The sequence below is a fragment of the Pseudoselenomonas ruminantium genome (genome assembly GCF_900113715.1).
GTDB classification, from domain to species: Bacteria; Bacillota; Negativicutes; order Selenomonadales; family Selenomonadaceae; genus Selenomonas_A; species Selenomonas_A caprae.
Genome location: NZ_FOQK01000002.1, coordinates 65,356 through 85,181 on the forward strand (window position 1 = coordinate 65,356; position 19,826 = coordinate 85,181).

The 19,826-nt window shown below is 48.3% G+C and carries 20 protein-coding genes; 18 read left to right on the forward strand and 2 right to left on the reverse strand.

The features are described from left to right. Nucleotides 1–6: 6 nt before the first annotated feature. The 7 genes from BM181_RS01425 to BM181_RS01455 all read left to right on the forward strand — a co-directional run bounded on the left by BM181_RS01425 (nt 7) and on the right by BM181_RS01455 (nt 6,149). Nucleotides 7–1,218 carry a bifunctional 3,4-dihydroxy-2-butanone-4-phosphate synthase/GTP cyclohydrolase II gene (locus tag BM181_RS01425; RefSeq protein WP_075441763.1) on the forward strand — a complete coding sequence of 404 codons (1,212 nt, stop codon included), beginning with the start codon at nt 7–9 and terminating at the stop codon, nt 1,216–1,218. A 15-nt stretch (nt 1,219–1,233) separates the two neighbouring features. Continuing rightward, nucleotides 1,234–1,701 carry a 6,7-dimethyl-8-ribityllumazine synthase gene (gene ribH / locus BM181_RS01430; protein WP_075441765.1) on the forward strand — a complete coding sequence of 156 codons (468 nt, stop codon included), beginning with the start codon at nt 1,234–1,236 and terminating at the stop codon, nt 1,699–1,701. Between the two features lie 27 nt (nt 1,702–1,728). Continuing rightward, on the forward strand, nt 1,729–2,286 hold the full coding sequence (gene yfcE, locus BM181_RS01435) for a phosphodiesterase (RefSeq protein ID WP_075441767.1): 558 nt from the start codon (nt 1,729–1,731) through the stop codon (nt 2,284–2,286). 128 nt (nt 2,287–2,414) lie between these two features. Next, complete coding sequence (gene hslO, locus BM181_RS01440) at nt 2,415–3,293, forward strand: Hsp33 family molecular chaperone HslO (protein ID WP_075441769.1); 879 nt, start codon at nt 2,415–2,417, stop codon at nt 3,291–3,293. Next, nucleotides 3,265–4,008, forward strand: a complete 744-nt coding sequence (locus BM181_RS01445) for a M48 family metallopeptidase (RefSeq protein WP_177207140.1) — start codon at nt 3,265–3,267, stop codon at nt 4,006–4,008. Before hslO ends, BM181_RS01445 begins: the two co-directional genes overlap by 29 nt. 119 nt (nt 4,009–4,127) lie before the next feature. Continuing rightward, nucleotides 4,128–4,817, forward strand: a complete 690-nt coding sequence (locus BM181_RS01450; protein WP_075441771.1) for a hypothetical protein — start codon at nt 4,128–4,130, stop codon at nt 4,815–4,817. Nucleotides 4,818–4,829: 12 nt separating this feature from the next. Next, nucleotides 4,830–6,149: a glutathionylspermidine synthase family protein gene (locus BM181_RS01455; protein ID WP_082336101.1), complete on the forward strand. Its 1,320-nt coding sequence runs from the start codon at nt 4,830–4,832 to the stop codon at nt 6,147–6,149. An 85-nt stretch (nt 6,150–6,234) separates the two neighbouring features. Here BM181_RS01455 and rpmB read toward each other — a convergent pair whose 3' ends face one another. Both rpmB and pepF read right to left on the reverse strand, forming a co-directional pair. After that, nucleotides 6,235–6,426, reverse strand: a complete 192-nt coding sequence (gene rpmB, locus BM181_RS01460; protein WP_075441773.1) for a 50S ribosomal protein L28 — start codon at nt 6,424–6,426, stop codon at nt 6,235–6,237. Nucleotides 6,427–6,534: 108 nt separating this feature from the next. Further along, complete coding sequence (gene pepF / locus BM181_RS01465) at nt 6,535–8,334, reverse strand: oligoendopeptidase F (protein WP_075441775.1); 1,800 nt, start codon at nt 8,332–8,334, stop codon at nt 6,535–6,537. A 127-nt stretch (nt 8,335–8,461) separates the two neighbouring features. Between pepF and BM181_RS01470 the strand changes: the two genes are divergently transcribed. From BM181_RS01470 to BM181_RS01515, 11 genes are all read left to right on the forward strand, one after another. Further along, entirely contained in the window at nt 8,462–10,234 is a 1,773-nt protein-coding gene (locus BM181_RS01470; protein ID WP_256211234.1) for a B12-binding domain-containing radical SAM protein, read from the forward strand. Between the two features lie 98 nt (nt 10,235–10,332). Continuing rightward, nucleotides 10,333–11,319, forward strand: a complete 987-nt coding sequence (locus tag BM181_RS01475; RefSeq protein WP_143092074.1) for a Fic family protein — start codon at nt 10,333–10,335, stop codon at nt 11,317–11,319. 214 nt (nt 11,320–11,533) lie between these two features. Continuing rightward, a complete protein-coding gene (locus BM181_RS01480; RefSeq protein ID WP_177207141.1) occupies nt 11,534–12,976 on the forward strand; it encodes a toll/interleukin-1 receptor domain-containing protein in 1,443 nt (480 codons plus the stop codon). Nucleotides 12,977–13,156: 180 nt separating this feature from the next. Continuing rightward, the gene (locus BM181_RS15450) at nt 13,157–13,420 is read left to right on the forward strand and encodes a DUF1016 N-terminal domain-containing protein (protein WP_256211235.1); all 264 of its coding nucleotides are present in this window, start codon (nt 13,157–13,159) and stop codon (nt 13,418–13,420) included. A 156-nt stretch (nt 13,421–13,576) separates the two neighbouring features. Then, complete coding sequence (locus tag BM181_RS15455) at nt 13,577–14,008, forward strand: PDDEXK nuclease domain-containing protein (protein ID WP_256211237.1); 432 nt, start codon at nt 13,577–13,579, stop codon at nt 14,006–14,008. A 59-nt stretch (nt 14,009–14,067) separates the two neighbouring features. Then, nucleotides 14,068–14,412 carry a hypothetical protein gene (locus tag BM181_RS15360; protein ID WP_218150079.1) on the forward strand — a complete coding sequence of 115 codons (345 nt, stop codon included), beginning with the start codon at nt 14,068–14,070 and terminating at the stop codon, nt 14,410–14,412. 108 nt (nt 14,413–14,520) lie between these two features. Beyond that, nucleotides 14,521–15,921, forward strand: coding sequence for a site-specific DNA-methyltransferase (locus BM181_RS15365; protein WP_075441783.1), 1,401 nt, complete (start codon nt 14,521–14,523; stop codon nt 15,919–15,921). A gap of 10 nt (nt 15,922–15,931) precedes the next feature. Next, nucleotides 15,932–18,598: a DEAD/DEAH box helicase gene (locus tag BM181_RS01500; RefSeq protein ID WP_075441785.1), complete on the forward strand. Its 2,667-nt coding sequence runs from the start codon at nt 15,932–15,934 to the stop codon at nt 18,596–18,598. A 114-nt stretch (nt 18,599–18,712) separates the two neighbouring features. Further along, complete coding sequence (locus BM181_RS01505) at nt 18,713–18,994, forward strand: nucleotidyltransferase family protein (RefSeq protein ID WP_075441787.1); 282 nt, start codon at nt 18,713–18,715, stop codon at nt 18,992–18,994. Then, a complete protein-coding gene (locus BM181_RS01510) occupies nt 18,984–19,322 on the forward strand; it encodes a HepT-like ribonuclease domain-containing protein (protein WP_075441789.1) in 339 nt (112 codons plus the stop codon). The genes BM181_RS01505 and BM181_RS01510 overlap by 11 nt, the downstream gene beginning before the upstream one ends. 5 nt (nt 19,323–19,327) lie before the next feature. Continuing rightward, nucleotides 19,328–19,795, forward strand: a complete 468-nt coding sequence (locus BM181_RS01515; protein ID WP_082336102.1) for a GNAT family N-acetyltransferase — start codon at nt 19,328–19,330, stop codon at nt 19,793–19,795. Nucleotides 19,796–19,826: the final 31 nt, after the last annotated feature.

The window sequence follows — 19,826 nt, forward strand, 5'->3', positions numbered from 1 at the left end:
AAGATTATGGCAGATTTTGCAACAGTAGAGCAAGCCATTGAAGATATCAAGAATGGCAAGATGGTAGTGGTCGTCGATGATGAAGACCGCGAGAACGAGGGCGATCTTATCGTCGCGGCAGCGACGGTCACGCCCGAAGATGTCAACTTTATGGCCAAATACGCCAAGGGCCTTATCTGCACGCCGATTGACGGCAAGCGCCTCGATGAGCTCAACATCGGCCAGATGGTCGTCAACAACACCGACAACCATGAGACGGCGTTTACGGTTTCGATTGACGCCCATGAGACGGATACGGGCATCTCGGCCTATGAGCGTTGCCTGACGATTCGCAAGCTCCTCGATCCGAAGGCGCGTCCGTCGGATTTCCGCCGCCCGGGCCATGTGTTCCCGCTGCGGGCGGTCGAGGGCGGCGTCCTGCGCCGTGCCGGCCATACGGAGACGACGACGGATCTGGCACGCTTGGCTGGCTTTTATCCGGCAGGCCTTTGCTGCGAAATCATGGACGACGATGGGCATATGATGCGCACGCCGAAACTCATCGAGTTTGCCAAGGAGCATGGCTTGCATATGATTACGGTGCAGGCGCTCATCGAGTACCGCAAACGCACGGAGTCCTTTGTCGAGCAGGTCGCTGATGTTGATTTCCCGAGCAAGTTCGGTCATTTCCGCATCAAGTCCTACGAGAGCAAGCTCGATGGCAAATGCCATCTGGCGATTGTCAAAGGCGATGTGGCCGGCAAGAAAGATGTGCTTGTGCGCGTTCATTCCGAGTGCCTGACTGGCGATGCGTTAGGGTCGCTGCGCTGTGACTGCGGCGACCAGCTCCATGCGGCGCTGGAGAAGATCGAAAAGGCTGGCGAGGGCGTCGTGCTCTACATGCGCCAGGAAGGCCGCGGCATTGGCCTCGCGAACAAGATGCGGGCTTATGCGCTGCAGGATAAGGGCCGCGATACGGTCGAGGCCAATGTCGAGCTCGGTTTTGCGCCGGATCTTCGCGATTACGGCATTGGTGCACAGATTTTGGCGGACCTGGGGCTTACCAGCATTCGGCTGATGACGAACAACCCGGCTAAGCGTGCCGGCCTTGAAGGCTATGGCCTGACCATTACGGAGCGCGTGCCGGTCATGATTCATGCCAATAAATTCGATAAGAAATATCTGACGGTCAAAAAGGTCAAGATGGGTCATCTGCTTAACGATGACGTTCTGAAATAATAGGAGGAAGAAAAAATGGCAAATGTTTTCGAAGGCTTTGTAACGGCAAAGGGATTGAAATTCGGTATTGTCGTAGCCCGTTTCAATGAGTTCATCACGAGCAAGCTGTTAAGCGGGGCACTCGACACGCTCCATCGCCATGAAGGCAATGATGACGACATCGATGTTGCCTGGGTTCCGGGGGCGTTTGAGATTCCTGTCGTGGCCAAGAAGATGGCTGAAAGCGGCAAATACGATGCGGTCATCTGCCTTGGTGCGGTTATCCGTGGGTCGACGACACATTACGACTATGTCTGCAATGAGGTGTCCAAGGGCACGGCGCAGGTTGGCATGCAGACGGGTGTGCCGACGATTTTCGGTGTCGTGACGACGGAGAATATCGAGCAGGCTGTGGAGCGCGCTGGTACGAAAGCTGGCAACAAGGGCGTCGACAGTGCTATGGCAGCTATGGAAATGGCGAACCTGCTCAAGAAAATCGGTTAATCGCGTTTAGGAAAGAAGCTGTTTACGATGAAAATTGGTATTATCAGTGACACCCATGGTCATGAGGGTGCTTGGCAGACGGCCTTTGACAAGGCGTTCCACGATGCGGATATGATCCTGCATGCGGGCGATGTGCTCTATCATGGCCCGCGCAACCCCATGAAGGCCGACTACAATCCAGCGGGGCTCGTAGGCAAAATCAACAATTGTCCGGTTCCGGTCATCATCGCTAAGGGCAACTGCGATTCGTCCGTCGATGCCAGCTGCCTGGAGCTGCCCGTGCAGGCACCCTATGCCTATGTGGTTTACGAGGGCCTGCGCATCATCGTCACCCATGGCGACAGCGTCATGACCGATGAGGAAAAGGACAAGATAGCGGCCCATCTGAAGGCTGACCTCTTTGTAAGCGGTCATATCCATACGACCGTGCTTGAAAAGCGCGGGAATACGGTATTTTTAAATCCTGGGTCAGCGGCGCTCTCAAAGCGTGAAGATGGCCGCAATACCTATGCGGTGCTCGAAGATCGCACGATTCGGATTTTCGATATCGATACCGATGAAGTATTGATGCAGCATACGATTTAAGTATTAGCCTTCCCCTTTGGGGAAGGTGCCCCGTAAGGGGCGGATGAGGTTAGAGGAAAGACCTCATCTGTCAGACTTTGTCTGCCACCTTCCCCAGCGGGGAAGGCTTTTTTAGGAAGGAAATAATCATGAAAGACCATTTAGTAAAAGCAACGGCGGAAGGCGTGCGCATCTATGCGGCAGTCACGACGGATCTCGTCAACGAGGCTATCCGCCGTCATGACTGCTATCCGGTGGCGGCTGCAGCGCTTGGACGCACGATGACGGCGGCGCTCCTGATGGCAGCCAACCTCAAGAACAAAGAAGCATTGACGATAAAATTCGATGGCGACGGCCCGCTCGGGAAAGTCACGGCTGATGCAACGCCGGAGGGCTTTGTGCGTGGCTATATCGATGAACCGCATGTCAATCTGCCGCTCAACAGCCTCGGCAAAATCGATGTCGGCGGCGGTGTCGGCAAGGGCATGGTGTCGGTCACGCGCTTCACGGGACTCAAGAATCCGATCACAGGCAGCACCGAAATTACCGATGGCGAGATCGCCGACGACCTCACGAAGTACCTCTACGTCTCCGAGCAGACGCCGTCCAGCGTCGGCCTGGGTGTGCTGGTGAATCCTGACTTCAAGTGCATCGGTGCGGGCGGCTTTATCATCCAGCCGCTGCCCGATGCCACCGACGAATGCATCGATAAGCTCGAGGCCAATCTGCGCACGGTGAACTCTGTTTCGCATATGGTCGAGCGCGGCCTCGATGCCAAAGGAATCATCGCGGAGCTCTTGCAGGGCTTTGATGTCAACTACATGACGACGACAGACCTGGCCTTTAAATGCCAGTGCTCGAAGGAGCGCATCAGTGAGGTGCTCTTGAGCCTGGGCAAAAACGATTTGCAGACGCTCGTCAACGATGGTCATGCCGAAGTCTGCTGCCATTTCTGCAATGAGAAATATGAGTTTTCGGGCGAGGAACTGCAGGCAATCTTTGACGAGTCCGAAAAGCGCCGTAAGTGATATGCCGGAGGAAATCTTTTCGTTCGCAGGGCAGGTAGTGCATCTTCGGCACAAGCGCATCAAGAACATGTACCTGCGGGTGCAAAGGCCTGACGGTCATATCGAGATTTCGGCGCCATTGTCCATGGATCGGGCGCAAATCGAGTCGTTCCTGCAGAAAAATTCTGCCTGGGTGCAGAAGAAACAGCAGGTATTGCGCGAGCGTATCGTGCAGCAGAAGTTGACTTGTCAGTATTTGACCGGTCAAAAGATAATGGTCTGGGGAACTCCCTGCGAGCTTGTAGTGCGCAGGACAAAGGGGCGTGAGGCCTCAGTCTGTCGCAAGGGGGAACACATCCTCCTGACTGTGCCGGATTATGCGACGGCAGAACAAAGGCGCGACATCGTAAACGGCTGGTACCGGCAGCAGCTGGGGGTGGTTATCCCCAAGCTGCTGTCTCGTTGTGAAAACATCGTCGGCAAAAAGGCCGCCGAATGCCGCATTCGCAATATGAAAACGCGCTGGGGCACCTGCAATGTCATAAAGGCCCGCGTCTGGCTCAATCTGCAGCTGGCCAAATACAAGCCTGAGGCCCTTGAGTATGTCATGCTTCATGAACTCACGCACCTTTGGGTACCTAACCACGGCCCCGCCTTCAAGGCGCGAATGGACAAATACTGTCCCGACTGGCGCCGAATCCGCAAGGAACTCAATGAGAATGCAGATTTTTCCTAAAAAATTAAAATTTCTTTGGTCGGCAGATTTGTCTGCCGGCCTTTTTGTATTCTAATAGTTTTTTTATACTGAAAGTGTAAACTACTTACTATAGTTATAAAAATGAAGAAGGTAGTTACATGTCAGAACGAACAGCAAAGCTAACGAAGAAATTCATTTGCACCGCTTGGGCGCTGTCGCTGGTGGGCGTAGGTGTGGTGGCAGAGATGTCCGAGGGAAGTAATGAGGATACAGAGCCTGCGGCCCAAAACGATATGGAAGTAAGTAATGATTCTGGGCAGGGTGTGGTCTATCCCGTGGATGACGAGCCCTATGCAGATCAGGAGCTTTTGGATAGCCATGGCCGGAAGTATACATTGCATCAAAATGAGGATGGCACAGAAACCGCCCGCTATGATAATGGCGAAGAGGTAACTTTTCGCCGGGATGAACATGGAAATGTCAATTACTGTTCGGGGACAGCACCGTTGGCGGCAGTACTGGCCAGTTATTTCCTGTTTCATGGGTTCGTGTATCCGTCTGGTTCTGTGAGCGCTGCTGGCTTTACAGCAAATGCGCCGCTACGAACCATTTCGGCGAGCTATCGGGCGGAGGCCATGCGCAAATACACGCCTGCAGGGGGAAAGATACAAGACATCAAAACGCCTGTAGGCGTATATCAGGATAGGGAAAATCAGTCAGGTGGCAGCAGCTACAGCGGAGGCGGCTCCCGCACCAGAAAAAGTAGCGACAGCTCTAAGGGCAATAGCTCCGTGGGCAGTACGAAAAGTGGCTTTGGCAGTGCCGGGGCTAGAAGTGCGTCGTCGTAAAGGAGAGTATGAATGGCTATTGCAAATAAGATGCGGGATTGGATTGACGCGATTGACCGGAATATCATGCCCTTTGTGGACTATGAAGGGTATGATTACCGCTATCCGGCCGATGATATCCAGATTCTCCCTTGCCATAAAGCCGAGGAGCTCCGGCGGGTAAGTCAAATATTGTTTAATGTTTTCCAGAAGGCTGTGAAGGTCTGCCAGCACTGCGATAATGAGTTCCTGAAGAATATGGAGATACCTGAGGCGATTATCCCGTATTTGCATCAAAAAAATGTCCTGAACCTTCCTACCTGGTTTTCCCGTTTTGATTATGTGGTTGACCGTTGGGGCCAGTTCAAGATGGTGGAGATAAATGCGGATACACCCTGCGCCGTGGTCGAAGCTTACTATGCCAATCGGTTAGCCTGTGACAATTTCGGCTGCCGGAATCCCAATGCGGCGGAATATACGGCTTTGACGAACTGGCTGGCCAATATTTATTGGCGTTCTGCTCCGGCCGTTGACCTGCATAGTGGCAGAGTTTCTGACAAGAGGCCGTTTATCTTCGCTTGCTTTGAAGATTATACGGAAGATTATGGGACGACAAGATTCCTGATGAAGGCGATGAAAGAAGGTGTCGGAAGACTTGCTCCCAAGGATGCGATTCGTTTTGAATCGTTTTATACCTTGCGAATTGATGAGACCAATCAGATTATTCTTCCCGACGGGCGGGCGGCCAGTGCTATCTATCGTTTGCATCCTATGGAAATACTCATTGATGAGACGACGGCAGACGGGGAGAGCCTTGGGACAGATTTGATGGACGGCTACAAGAACAGTAAGTTTACCATGTTCAACCCGCCGGAAGCCATCATCATGCAGTCGAAGGGATTCCAGGCCCTTATCTGGGCTTTGGCTCAAAAGGAGGCGGATATCTTCACGGCTAAGGAATTAAGGACCATAAAGGCGTATATGCTGCCGTCGTATTTTGAGGAAGATGCCGAGAAGGGCATTGCGGAAAATCCCGATTGCTTATGGATAAAGAAACCGTTATGGGGGAGGGAAGGCCTCGGTATCACAGTGGTTGATAAGAACGATACTGTGCAGATTTCCCGTGATGATATTGACATTGATGAGATTGTTCGCCGCGACAGCAGGACGGTTATGTGGCAGAAGTATGTTGACCAGGCAAGCATCAAAGTCCATACAGACGAAGGTCATTTGGAGGGTTATCAGACCATATCGTGCTTTATGCTGGGGAATAGTGCCAGTGCCTTGTATTCCCGGTTCTCGCCTTATGAGATTGCGGCCACCGAGGCTTATTGGCTGCCGCTGGGTATTTGAAAAATCTTATACAAATAAAGAAAGCGAAAGAGACGAGCTCTTTCGCTTTCTTTATGATATATCAGCTTTTGATATTATGCGCAAATTAGAGGGCACGCTGAACCTTACCGGAACGCAGGCAGCGCGTGCAGACATTGACGCGTTTGACTTCACCGTCAACAACAGCGCGGACACGCTGGATGTTCGGTTTCCAAGCACGTTTCGTCTTCAGGTGGGAATGGCTGACGTTGTTACCGGACAGCTCACCCTTTGCACAAACTTCGCAAACACTTGCCATGTGTTACACCTCCTTAACTGTCGGAGCATAGTAGCCCCTAACACACAATACAAGTATTTTAGCATAAATTTCACAGGGGTGCAAGTAGAAAACCTTGACAGGCAGAAATTATTTGATAATTTTTTCAAGCTGATCGAGACACTGGGAGAATTTCCTGAAGGTGATGGCGAAGGGCTCGCGGCTCGTCATATCGACGCCGGCATCCTGCAGCAGCTTGATGGAGTAGTCGCTGCCGCCGCTGGCGAGGAAGCCAAGATATGCCTGCTGGGCGGCTTCTCCCTGCGTGCGGACTTTCTCCGAAAGCGTCATGGCGGCCGCGTAGCCTGTCGCGTACTGGTAGACGTAGAACGGGCGGTAGAAGTGCGGGATGCGTGACCACTCGGCGCGCAGCTCGTCGTCAAGCACGACGCCATCGCCGTAGTATTTCCGGTTGAGATCCATCCAGATGCCCTCGAGCTTGTCGGCAGTCAGGGCTTCGCCGTTTTCAACGGCTTCGTGCGTGAGTTTTTCAAACTCCGCAAAGAGCACCTGGCGGAATACCGTCGTGCGGATCTGCTCGAGATAGAGGTTCAGATAATAGAGGCGTTCTTTTTCATCGGCATGTTTCAGCATGTATTCAAGCAGCAGGTTTTCGTTGGTGGTCGAGGCTACCTCGGCGCAGAAAATCGTGTATTCGGAATTGGTATAGTCCTGGTTCTTGGCACTGTAGAAGCTATGCATGCTATGGCCCATTTCGTGTGCCAGCGTGGAAATCGCATCGTAGGTATCGTGCCAGCTCATGAGTACGAAAGGATGGACGCCGTAGACGCCCCAGGAATAGGCGCCGCTGCGCTTGCCTTCGTTTTCGAGACGGTCTACCCAGCCGCCGTCGAGGCCGGCAAAGAGATCCGTGAGATACTGCTGGCCAAGCGGTGCGAGTGCCGCTTTTAAGATATTGCGGGCTTCCTCGTAGGTATAGGGAGTCTGCGGCTTGTCGACAACCGGAACGTAGAGGTCATACATATGGAGCTCGCTGGCGCCGAGCAGTTTCTTTTTGAGTTCCATATAGCGATGGAGCTCGGGCAAAAACTCATGGGTGACGTTTATCGTCTGCTCGTAGACGCTTACGGGAATATTGCCGGCATCGAGGGCGGCTTCGAGCATCGAAGGGTATTTGCGCGTGGTGCTAATGAACTGGCTGCTCTTGACCGAGGAGCTGTAAAGGCTTGCAAAGGTATTGCGGTAGGAAAGATAGGTGGTAAAGAGCTTGTGGAAGGCATCGGCGCGGACTTTGCCGTCTTTGGAGCGGATGAACTGCATATAGCGGCTCTCGGAGAGCGTCGTGAGCTTGCCGTCTTCGCCCAGGGTGTCGGGGAACTTCATATCGGCATTGGTCATGACCGTGTAGGTGTTGCGGGTCGTGGCACGGATCTCGCCGGTGCGGGCGAGGAAGGCTTCCTGCTCGGTGGTCAGCACATGTTCTTTGCCCCGCAGCAGGTCCTGGAACCGGAAGCTGTATTTGGCAAGCCCCGGCAGCGTATCTGCCATAGTGCGGAGCGTCTCTTCGGGCAGGGCCAAGAGCTCGGGCTCGATGAAGGCGCAGGCTGCTGAGGCCTTGTCGAGGAGCGGCAGGCAGCTTGCAGTATCGGCCTGGTATTCCTGATTGGCCGTGTCGGTATCGGCCAGCATGCGGGCGTAGGCAAAGACAGCGCTGAGGCTGATCTCCATCGTATCGACTGCGGTCAGGCAGTCTAAGAGCTGCTGCGGGTCAGCAAGCTTTCCGGCGAACTGCTGGATTTTTGCCAGCTGGCTTTCGATGGCGTCGCGGGCCTTCTGCCAGTCGGCGCGGGTGGCGAAGATATCGTCAAGGTGCCATTTGTCTGCGGCAGGGATGTCCTCGCGGCGGGCCAGTTTATTTTGACTTGTCATAGTATCGTCCTCTCTATTAGAAAGTTGTTCTCAATTATTATAACACATACCAAGCGCAACTGTAATGTGATAGAATAAGTAGATATCATGTATACGGCTTATTCATATAGATAGAAGGAGAAAGATTTTGACAGAAGATATTTTGTGGCTGGGCATCAATGCGAAGTATTCGCACACGTCGCTGGCCATCCGTTATCTGCGCGAGGCAGTGCCAGGCTCGCGAATCTTGGAGCTTACGATTAATCATCAGCTGTTGGCGATGCTCGGGGAAATCTATGAGCAGCAGCCCAAAGTCCTTGGCATTTCGTGCTATATCTGGAATATCGAGGTCGTAAAGCGGCTGCTGCGTCTTTTGCCCGCGGCCCTTCCCGATACGGTCATCATCTGCGGCGGCCCGGAAGTTTCCTATGGTACGAAAGAATTCATGCGGGAATTTCCGATGGTTGACTATGTCCTGCGCGGAGAAGGCGAAGCAGCAATCCGCGCTTTGACAAGTCAGCTTTTGACATGTCAATTTGACCGGTCAAAAGTCAATGCGGCGCTTGACCAGTCAGAAATCCGCGGCATTGCCTGGCGCAGCCAGGATGGTACGATTCAGGAAGGGCATGATGTGACGGTGGCGGATCTTGCGGATGTGCCGTTTGCCTATCGTGAGGAGGAGATGGCAGACATCCGGGAGCGCATCCTTTACTACGAGACGTCGCGGGGCTGTCCGTTTTCGTGCGCCTACTGCCTGTCGTGTGCGACGGCAGGCGTGCGGTATCTGCCGCTCACGCGGGTCTTTTCGGAGCTGGACTTTTTCGTGCGTCATGATGTACGGCAGGTCAAATTTGTCGACCGCACGTTCAACGCCAAGAAAAAGCACTTTCTGCCAATCTTGAAATACCTTTTGGCTCTGCCGGATTCGTGCCGTACGAATTTCCATTTCGAGGTGGCCATCGATTATCTCGACGAAGAGGTACTGACGGTGCTTAGCCAGCTGCCGAAAGGGCGCGTGCAGCTCGAAATCGGCATCCAGTCGACGAATGAGCAGACGCTGAAAGCCGTTTCGCGGGTCAATCACTGGGAAGATATCCAGGCGCATATCGAGCGCATCATGCGCTTCCATAATATGCATCTGCATGTCGATCTCATCATCGGCCTGCCCGGAGAGGGAATGGCGTCGTTCCATCGCTCGTTCAACGATGTCTATGCCTTGCAGACCGATATGCTGCAGCTGGGCTTTCTGAAATTCCTCAAGGGGGCGGCGATGATGAATCTCGTGACGCCCTATGGTTATCAGTACATGCCGATGGCGCCCTATGAAGTGCTGGTGACCGATGCGCTAAGCTACGGGGAAATTCGCTGGTTCCATAGTTTTGAGATGGTCTTTGAACTATACTACAATGCCGGCCGGTGCCGTAAGACGGCTGGTTACCTGATCCGTGAGGCCGAGCAGGGCGATGCCTTTGCCTTCTGGCAGAGATTCACCGATTGGTGGGAGGAAAAGGGGTTCCATAAGATTGGCCACAGCACGAAAAATCTCTATGGCTACCTGCGGGACTTTGCGTTAGCGGCCTATGACCTGCCGGCAGAGCTGTTGGATAATCTTCTGCGCTATGATGCACTGCTCGCCGACGGCGGCAAAATCCGCCCTGAGAACCTAAACTGGAACCGCCAGGCGTATCAGGACATCACCGCCGACTTCTGGAAAGGCGCACCGAGCCGCGTGCGCGAGTATCTGCCGGATTATGAATTTACCAATTGGCGGGATGTGAATAAGAAATACCATATCGAGGTTTTTGACTACAATATGATATTGACCGGTCAAAATTTGACCCGTCAGCAGACGGCCCTGCTGTTTGACTATACCGCCGACGAGCCGGTTCGCCAGGTGATTGAGCTGGGCGTTGACAAGTAAGGTCTAGTGTTTCTGATTGTCAAAAAAACCATTTGGGTGTAAGATAGTATACAAGAAAGTATATAAGATAATATATAAGATAAGGGAGGGGCGTTGGCGTGGAAAATCGTCCTCCATATACGATAAATAATGAGATGCTCGGTTTGGTGGCAACGATATCGACCAAGCTGGGGCGCATCCTGCACTATCAGGATATGTCTGCTTATCCTCGCTTGCGCAGGAATAATCGCATTGAATCCATACATTCATCGTTGGCTATAGAGGCAAATTCCCTGACGCTGGGCAATGTGCGGGATGTCATTGCAGGGAAAGCTGTGGCAGGGCCGGAGCGTGAGATACGCGAAGTCAAGAATGCCTATGCTGCTTATGCTGAATTAGCTGGTCTAAATCCTTACCGCTTAGAAGAGTTGCTGCGCTTGCATGGCATTATGACAGCAGGATTGGTGCGGGAGTCCGGTAAATTGCGCAGTGGTGAGGAAGGTGTGTTTTCAAACGGCAAATGCATTTTTATGGCACCGCTGGCAAGATTAGTGCCGGGACAAATGGAAGATTTATTTGCCTGGCTGCGGGAAGAGCGCGATCGCATCCAACCTCTACTGCTATCCTCAATATTTCATTATGAGTTTGTCTTCATCAATCCCTTTGCTGATGGCAATGGTCGCATGGCAAGATTGTGGCAGACGGCTTTGCTTGCTCAGTGGCAGCCAATCTTTGCTTATTTGCCTATCGAGAATCAGATATACAAATATCAGAGCGAGTATTATGCAGCTATAAGCTCATCCTATCGGGCTGGGGAGTCCACGCCTTTTATCATCTTTATGTTGCACATGATAGACGCGGTGTTGGATGAGCTATTGGAAAAAGATGTTTTGGACGAAGACAATGAATGTGTCAAAAAACTGTTGGCAGTCATGGAATATGATATTTCCTATAAGGCGAAGGAACTGCAGGAATTGTTGGGGTTGAAAGCCACGGCAGGCTTGAAGCGCAACTACATTGAGCCAGCTATGAGGCAGGGATTGATTGCCATGACCATACCGGATAAGCCTACCAGCCGCAATCAGAGGTATTATAGGATTAAGTAATCAATATTGGAGAGCATTTAAAGAGTAGCGCAAATCGCTACGCAGTGCGTATCGATTTGCGCTGGTTGTATTAGACGTGTGATGCATACAAATTGTGAGTACGGAAAAAGTGATTATGTCAAATTTATAGTGGATAGGGATGCAGAAGGCTTAGAGGGGTAAGCTTTGTTATGTGCTTATAATGTCAATTGCTTTGCAAAAAGAGGGGATAAAAATGACTAAAGATGGACGTTATTGTGTTTTTATTTCATATGCTTGGGGTAAAGATGGTAGTAGGAAAGAATGGGTGAATGCTTTAGCCACTAGACTAATGACGGAAAATGGGATAGAGGTTATAGTGGACTTGTTTGATTTAAAAATAGGGAACGACAAAGACTATTTTATGGAACAAATTTTAAGTGATGCGGTGGATAATGTTTTAATAATATGTGATAAAGAGTATCTATGTAAAGCTAATAGCAGAAGTGGTGGAGTGGGGATTGAAACACAAATTATTACAGCTGAGGTTTACAATAAGGTTGATCAGACAAAATTTGTTCCAATAGTAGTGGAGGTCGGAGAGGCTTTTGATAGTTACATTACGACTTACATAAAAACAAGAATAGGTATAGATATGTCTTCGATTGAAGCATATGAGCAAGGGTATGAAAAATTATTGCGACATATAAGCAATCAGCCTGAATATGTAAAGCCTAAGCTTTCTGGAAGTATACCTAATTTTAATGAAAAAAGCCATGCTTTATTGACAACATCAGCTGTAAGAGCATTGAAAACAGCAGTCATTGAAGATAAATACCTTAGTTTGGATTATAATGTGGATAAGTTTAAAAATGGATTTCTAGCAGAATTGGAAAAATATAGACTAAGAGTAGAGGATTTTTATGAACCATATGACGAAATAATATATAAGCATATTATTGATATGTTGAAATTGCGAAATGAATATATTTCTTTTATCAAAAGTATATGTATAAATAAGAATATTACTAAAGAAAATATTGGCTTAATAAAGAATATATTGGAAAAAACATTGGATTTTAATAATTTGCGTATTGATGAAAGCGGTTATCAAATACAATGCGATCATTATAGATTGTTTGCATATGAGATTTTTTTATACACTATAGCCATATTGCTTAGAAATGAAGCTTATAGTGAAGTAAGATATTTACTAGGAACAATTTATTTTTACTCTTATAGAGGTGATAATAGGGAAGGGGATGTATCAGTATTTGCTGAAAATGAAATAAAGTCGATAGATGAAATGCGAAATGCTAGATTGGGGTTAAATAAATTTTGTTTATCTGCTTTTTTGATTGCCGAGAGAAGTAAACTTGCTAATGATGATTTTAAAAATGATTTGATTACAGCTGATTTGTTAACTTATTATATGCAGTCCTTTAAAGAGGAATGGTGGTTTCCAAGGACATATGTCTATTATTCTAGTGGATATATTCCTAGAATATTTTCTGGATTGAAGTCTAAGAGAGAATTTAATAGCCTTAAAGATTTATATGGTGTGAATGATAAAGATGAAATGAAAGATTGGCTTATGAAAGTGGGTTCAAAGGAAACTTATGGATATCCAAGGGCATGGAATAGAGTTCCGTCTGTTTCATGCTTTATAAAGCCTGAGGATATTTGTAAATACGAATAATGATGTGTATCATGCATTTTAAATATTGTGGAGAGTGTTTTCATTACAAAATTGCAAACAGATGGAGAGAGTGCCAGTCAATTGGCTGAGTAGATAGCTGAATTGATTAAAAATGCCAAGCGGCATATTGCAGCTTAAGTCAATTCGGCTATGGTATGTACCTATTATGAGATTGGCCGTATGATTGTGGAGTATGAACAGCAGGGTAAGACGCGGGCTAGGTATGGAGCGAAAATCATACCAGAATTGGCTAAACGACTGACAGCACGACTAGGAAAGGGATTTTCTAAGAGAAATTTGGCCAATATGCGCCAGTTCTACATTGTCTATTCTAAACAGTTTATTGACTTGAATGATGGAGACTTATCAATTTTCCAGACAGTGTCTGGAAAATCAGAAGGTGTTTCGCCAATTTCACAGACACTGTCTGGAAAATTCTTTTGATGGGGATATTTAATTCCCAAGAACGTTTATTTTATGAAAGGGAAGCTTCTAACGAGCGTTGGAGCCTAAGAGAATTGAAATTCTGCATTATATGAACGGCTGGCACTGTCTAGAGATAAGAAGGCGGTAAGTGAATTATCCAGACAGGGACTGATTGTGGAAAGTCCGGCAGATATTGTCAAAGATCCGTGTGTATTGGGATTTTTGGGGTTGCCAGAGAATAGCAGCTATTCGGAGTCTAAGCTGGAAGAATGTATTATTGATGAATTGCAGAATTTCTTGATGGAGCTGGGAAAAGGGTATACTTTCGTGGGCAGGCAGGTACATTTGACTTTTGATGAACAGCATTTATATGTCGATTTGGTGTTTTTTAATCGCCTATTGCAATGTTTTGTGTTGATAGATTTGAAAATAGGTGATATTACTCATCAAGACATAGGTCAAATGCAGATGTATGTGAATTATTATGACCGTAAAGTCAAATTATCAACCGGAAATCCTACTGTTGGTATTTTGCTTTGTAAGAAGAAAAAATGCTTTGGTGAAAATGACTTTGCCAAAGGACAATTCCCAGATTTTTGCCAGTAAGTATGAACTCGTCCTGCCGAACAAGGAGGAGCTTATGCGGCTATTAAAAGAGAATTTTAGTGAAAAATGACGTTGAAATAGTGATGGAGGGCATTATGCCAGTTTTACAGTGGATAGGGAAAGACAAGGTTATCAATCATCATTTGGATGTGCCTTTTCATGTGCTTAATCAAAAGTATAGCTTTGGCGAGGAGGATAGCAGCCGCCCTGAAGGAATAGCTTCGCGTCGCAACAAGATTATTCATGGGGATAATCTGCTGGCGCTGAAATCGCTTCTGCCGGAGTATGAGGGACGCGTGAAGTGTATTTATATCGCTAACTCTAGTAGTGATGAGGCTTGTAATCGGAGTCATCAGACTCCAGGTTGTTGCTGCTCTTGGTTCCAGATCAGAAAGGCTTGCTGATGTCCATACAACAAGCAAAGCGGGTATTGATATCAGCAAGCCTTTCTGATAGGCTGTTCATTCCAGCAACAAAAGACGTAAATTACATGTAAAGAAGGTGTATCCTTTATGATAGATGGTAATTTGGCATTCAAACTAGAGAAAGACTTTAACCCGCCGTACAATACCGGCAATGAGGGCTGGGTCTATAACGATAATGTTAATGACCCGCGCATTAAAAAATGGCTGGGAGAAGTTGTGGGCAAGGAAGGGGAAGACCTTTCCCGCCATGATAAGTGGCTGTGCATGATGTATCCCCGGCTGAAGCTAATGAAGAGATTGCTTTCTGATGATGGTGTGATTTTTGTAAGTATTGATGATATTGAGGTAGCAAACCTACGGTTTATTATGGATGAGATTTTTGGAAAAGATAGGTTTGTTGCGCAATTAATATGGAAAAGTCGACAGAATAAGGATAATCGTAATATCACTAACGTGTCTATTGACCATGAATATATATTATGTTATGGAAAGAAATTGCGTGGATGTGAGCGAAAGACTGACCAGTATAAAAATCCTGATAATGATCCTAGAGGTTTGTGGACGAGTGCTAACATGGTTGGCCTTGCTACCGCAGAGGCTCGGCCTAATTTGCATTATGATTTGATTGACCCTGTTACGGGAATTAATTATGGCCGTCCTGCGAAAGGTTGGCGTTATGACCGAAATACAATGTCTAAATTGATTGAAGAGAATAGGATTTTATGGCCATCAACACCAGATGGTCGACCTCGGAAAAAGCAGTTTTTGTCAGAACTATCTGCTGAATATACAGGATATTCGTCCATAGTAGGAGAGAATTTCTACACGCGAGATGGGGCAAATGAGCAACTTCAAATTTGGGGAGAAGTGAAGTTTGATTTTCCAAAAAATGTTGGTCTGATAATGGAGTTGTTGGAACAGGGGACTGACAAGGATTCTATTGTTCTCGACAGCTTTGCTGGCAGTGGTACCACGGCTCACGCGGTGCTGAATCTTAATAAGGCTGATGGCGGCAACCGTCAGTTTATCCTGATTGAAATGATGGACTATGCCGAAAGCATTACGGCGGAGCGGGTGCGCCGGGTAATCAATGGCTATGGGGAAGGCAAGAAGGCTGTGGCCGGCACAGGCGGGGCGTTTTCTTTCTATGAGCTGGGTGAGCCGCTTTTGCGGAACGGCAATATCAATGATAACGTGAGCACGGATAAGCTGCGGGAGTATATTTACTTCACGGAGACGCATCAGCCCTTGGAAGCATCGCGGGAGGAAGAACCATACTATTTGGGGACGTATCTTTCTACGGCGTATTATTTCTGTTACGAGAAAGACAGCCGTATTGTCCTTGATTATGAACTCTTGGGGGCGGCAGTGAAGACTAGAGCCGAGGGGTACGTGATTTATGCGGATATCTGTGCTCTGTCGGAAAGCCAGCTCATGAAGTACAACATCACTTTTAAGAAGATTCCTCGGGATATTACCAGAATTTAAGGAGGGCCGCATGGAACTAAAGAAATATCAAAAAGATGTGCTCAGTGACTTGCGCGCATACTTAAAGTGCTTGGTGGAGACTCCTGACCTGAATCAGGCGTGGAAAACGTATTGGGAGAGCAGGGATTTCCACGTAGGAAATGGCGGCATTCCTGACTATCGTCATGATTTGCCGGAGAGTCCCAATGTATGCATGAAGGTGCCAACTGGCGGCGGCAAGACTATTATCGCTTGCAGTGCTGTGGCGGATATTTTTCATGGGCTGGGTTATAAGCCCGGTCAGCCCCGTATGGTGGTGTGGCTGGTGCCGTCGGATTCCATCCTGACACAGACGCTGGCTAATCTCGGTAATCCCATGCACCCTTACCATCAACGGCTGGAACAGGACAATCGGGGACAGGTGGAAATCTTCAATAAGGAACAGCTTTTATCCGGGCAAGGGTTTTCACTGGACAGCGTGCGGGCACAGCTTTCCTTGTGTGTGATGAGCTTTGCCTCCCTGCGTATCAATAGCCGCAAGAAGGATGTGCGGAAGGTTTATCAGGAAAATGGGCAGCTCATGTCGTTCCAAAGTATCATCAGCGAAGAAGATTTGCTGCCGGATACGCCGGAAAGTTCCTTGATTCAGACTTTGCGGGCTTTGCATCCTGTGGTTATTGTGGATGAAAGCCATAATGCCAAGTCTGACCTCAGCGTGGAAATGCTGAGCAACCTGAACCCTTCCTTTGTGCTGAATCTGACAGCTACACCACGGAAGGGCAGTAACATCATTTCCTATGTGGATGCCAGAGAACTACAGAAAGAGTCCATGGTAAAACTGCCGGTTATCGTCTACAATCGGCGGGAGCGGAAAGATGTGGTAAACGATGCCCTGCTATTGCGGGCGCGTTTGGAACAGACGGCCAAGGAGGAAGAGGCGAAGGGGAGTCCCTATGTACGGCCTATTATCCTTTTTCAGGCAGAGCCGAAGATTACCAAGGACAAGGCAACCTTTGAGAAGGTAAAGAAACGGCTGATGGAAAGAGGCATTCCTGAAGCAGAAATCGCCATCAAGACCAGCGAGGCGGATGATTTGACTGGCGTGGATTTGCTCTCTAGGGAGTGCCCCATTCGCTACATTATTACCGTCAATGCGCTCAAAGAAGGCTGGGACTGTCCGTTTGCCTATATACTGGCAACTTTGGCCAATAAGACTTCGCAGGTGGATGTGGAGCAGATTTTGGGGCGCGTTCTGCGCCAGCCCTATACGCGGCTGTTTGCGAATAATGCGTTGAATATGTCTTATGTGCTGACCTGTTCCCATGATTTTCATGCTACCTTGAAAAATGTGGTGGCTGGCCTTAATCATGCCGGTTTTTCCGCAAAGGATTTCCGGGCCGTGGATTTGACGGCAGAAGAACAAGCCCAGACAGAAAAGCCGGAGCAGGGGGCGTTGGCGTTCTCTTGGGAAGAAAAGAGCGAACCTGTGCAGACCGGTGCTAGCGTTTCGGCGGAAGTTCGGGACGAAGATGATGACTTTGCCGATATGCAGGGCCCAGAAATGTGGCGAGAGTCTGCGGGAGAATACAAGGCAGGGGATAAAACTACCGCTATGCTGGAAGAAGCTGCGCAGGAAGCTGCGGCTTATGTGCAAATGGCTGAGCAGAGCGAACGCAGTGGCCTGATGACAGGGGAGCTGGGGAACATGCAGAAACAGTATCGCTTGCAGGCTGAATTTGCCGAAGAGGCTTTAGCGCTCCGCTTGCCACAGTTCTTTTTGGAAACGGGCAATAATAATCTGTTTGGTGAGGGCAAGGAACTCTTAGAGCCAGAGAATCTGACCAAGGGATTCAGCTTGCGAAAAGAGGATACAGAGATAAATTTCCAGTTGTCCACAGGCGAGGTATATGAGGTAAATCTTGCTGAGCAGGGAGAAGCTATTCCAAAATATAAGCGTCTGGCACAGAAGGACAGCCAACTTTTTCGAGCATATTTGGCGGAGCTTGCTCCAGCAAAACGGCAGGAAGAATGTGTGGCACATATTGCCCTGATGTTGTCGAAGAACAATAACGGTACAGCGGACCCGGAAATCATGGATTATGTCAAACGGGTTGTGGACGGCATGACCACGGATGAGATTTCTGCTTTGGAAAATTCCCTGCCGTTTTATACGGAGAAGATTAGAGAAAAAATAGAGCTGCTTACCCGCAAGTATCAGGAGAAGAAGTTTTATGAATGGCTGGATTTGGATAAAATTACCTGTCAGCCAAGTTTTCAATTGCCAAAGGTAATAACTCCGGCAGAGAGCAGTTCGTCCGTTCCGAAGTCCCTCTATGAAGCTGAAAAAGATGATATGAATCATTTTGAAAGTCAATTGCTGGATGCTATGGTGGAGTTGGATAATGTACGCTGGTGGCATCGGATTAACGAACGTAAGGGAATGCGGCTCAATGCCTTTATCAATCATTACCCGGATTTTATCGTCAAGACAGAGTCCGGTAAGATTCTCTTGATTGAAGCCAAGGGCGATTATCTGGATGGCGATAACAGTAAGACGAAGTTGAAGCTGGGCCGTCATTGGCAGGCAAAAGCCGGGAATATGTATAAATACTTCATGGTCTTTGATAAAAAAGCAATTCAGGCGGATGGAGCGTATACTATGGATAAATTTATTGGCGAGATTTTGCGGGAGTTGTAACTTGTATTTCCGGGAATTAGCAATGGAATGCGAGTAAATGATATAGAAAAAGATATGCCGTTATGTTACAATGAAAGCAAGGAAAGATAGTGACTCCTTTTGGGGGTGAGAGCTATGAAAATTGCACGAATAAGAGAAGCTGTCTTGCAAGTGGTGCTGCGTTATCCGGTCAGTCGGGTTACGCTTTTTGGCTCACAGGCCGCAGGACTGTCCAGAGAAGATAGCGATGTGGATTTGATCGTTGAGTTTTCCCAGCCAGTGTCGTTACTGACATTGGCTGGCATGAAATGCGACTTAGAGGAATTACTTAAGTGCAAAGTGGATTTGATTCATGGGCCAATCAGAGATTCGGATATGATTGAGATTGGGCAGGAGGTCGTCCTGTATGCAGCATAGAGATAAGATTGTCTTGCAGAAAATCATTTCCGAAATTGATGTGGGGACACAACTGTTAGGAAACAATAGTTTAGAGGCCTTCTTGCAGAATGAGATGATGAAGCGGGCTATCGGCATGACTGTAATCAATATTGGCGAATTGATAAAAAACGTAACCGATGAAATGCGAAACGCACATCCGGAGGTTCCCTGGAAACAAGTGGCAGGTTTTCGCGATATAACGGCGCATAAGTATCAGACTTTACGTATGGAAGATGTATATCAGGTAGTGGTAGAAGATTTTCCTGTATTGAAAAAACAACTTGACGTTATAGTTTCATTGGGATAGGTATTATGATAGCTTTAAGACGCTTTGCGTTGTCGGATGCGGTAACTATTCAGTCCAAACGATATCCTGCGAAAACGCAGGCGGAAATTGCACAACTGATTCATGAATGGAATAAGACGACATATTCTGGCAGACGGTTTGCGATGCTTGCTATTGCGCATGGCGATGAAATCGTGGGCTCCTGCTCATGGTTTGAACACAGCAAAAGCGTTGCTTCCTTTGGTGTTGAAGTATGGGAAGGCGAACGGAAGAAGGGTTATGCGTTTATGGCTCTGACGCAGCTGCAGGAATGCGTGCGGGAAAACGGCTTTGCCATCGTTCAAGATCAGGTGCGGGCAGACAATGTTGCAAGTATTCGGCTGCATGAAAAATTGCAGTTTGAAACGGACGGTTATATCTATAAGAACCAAAAAGGCGGCGATGTTTTGCTGTATTTGAAGGCACTGACCGGCGGACAAATCTATAGCGCATAATGCAGGAAAAGCTCTTATTCAAAGCGAATAA

Coding starts and splice junctions, on each gene's coding strand:
- BM181_RS01425 (WP_075441763.1), top strand. CDS start 7: ATGGCAGATTTTGCAACAGTAGAGCAAGCCATTGAAGATATCAAGAAT.
- ribH (WP_075441765.1), top strand. CDS start 1,234: ATGGCAAATGTTTTCGAAGGCTTTGTAACGGCAAAGGGATTGAAATTC.
- yfcE (WP_075441767.1), top strand. CDS start 1,729: ATGAAAATTGGTATTATCAGTGACACCCATGGTCATGAGGGTGCTTGG.
- hslO (WP_075441769.1), top strand. CDS start 2,415: ATGAAAGACCATTTAGTAAAAGCAACGGCGGAAGGCGTGCGCATCTAT.
- BM181_RS01450 (WP_075441771.1), top strand. CDS start 4,128: ATGTCAGAACGAACAGCAAAGCTAACGAAGAAATTCATTTGCACCGCT.
- BM181_RS01455 (WP_082336101.1), top strand. CDS start 4,830: ATGGCTATTGCAAATAAGATGCGGGATTGGATTGACGCGATTGACCGG.
- rpmB (WP_075441773.1), bottom strand. CDS start 6,426: ATGGCAAGTGTTTGCGAAGTTTGTGCAAAGGGTGAGCTGTCCGGTAAC.
- pepF (WP_075441775.1), bottom strand. CDS start 8,334: ATGACAAGTCAAAATAAACTGGCCCGCCGCGAGGACATCCCTGCCGCA.
- BM181_RS01480 (WP_177207141.1), top strand. CDS start 11,534: ATGACTAAAGATGGACGTTATTGTGTTTTTATTTCATATGCTTGGGGT.
- BM181_RS15450 (WP_256211235.1), top strand. CDS start 13,157: ATGATTGTGGAGTATGAACAGCAGGGTAAGACGCGGGCTAGGTATGGA.
- BM181_RS15365 (WP_075441783.1), top strand. CDS start 14,521: ATGATAGATGGTAATTTGGCATTCAAACTAGAGAAAGACTTTAACCCG.
- BM181_RS01500 (WP_075441785.1), top strand. CDS start 15,932: ATGGAACTAAAGAAATATCAAAAAGATGTGCTCAGTGACTTGCGCGCA.
- BM181_RS01505 (WP_075441787.1), top strand. CDS start 18,713: ATGAAAATTGCACGAATAAGAGAAGCTGTCTTGCAAGTGGTGCTGCGT.
- BM181_RS01510 (WP_075441789.1), top strand. CDS start 18,984: ATGCAGCATAGAGATAAGATTGTCTTGCAGAAAATCATTTCCGAAATT.
- BM181_RS01515 (WP_082336102.1), top strand. CDS start 19,328: ATGATAGCTTTAAGACGCTTTGCGTTGTCGGATGCGGTAACTATTCAG.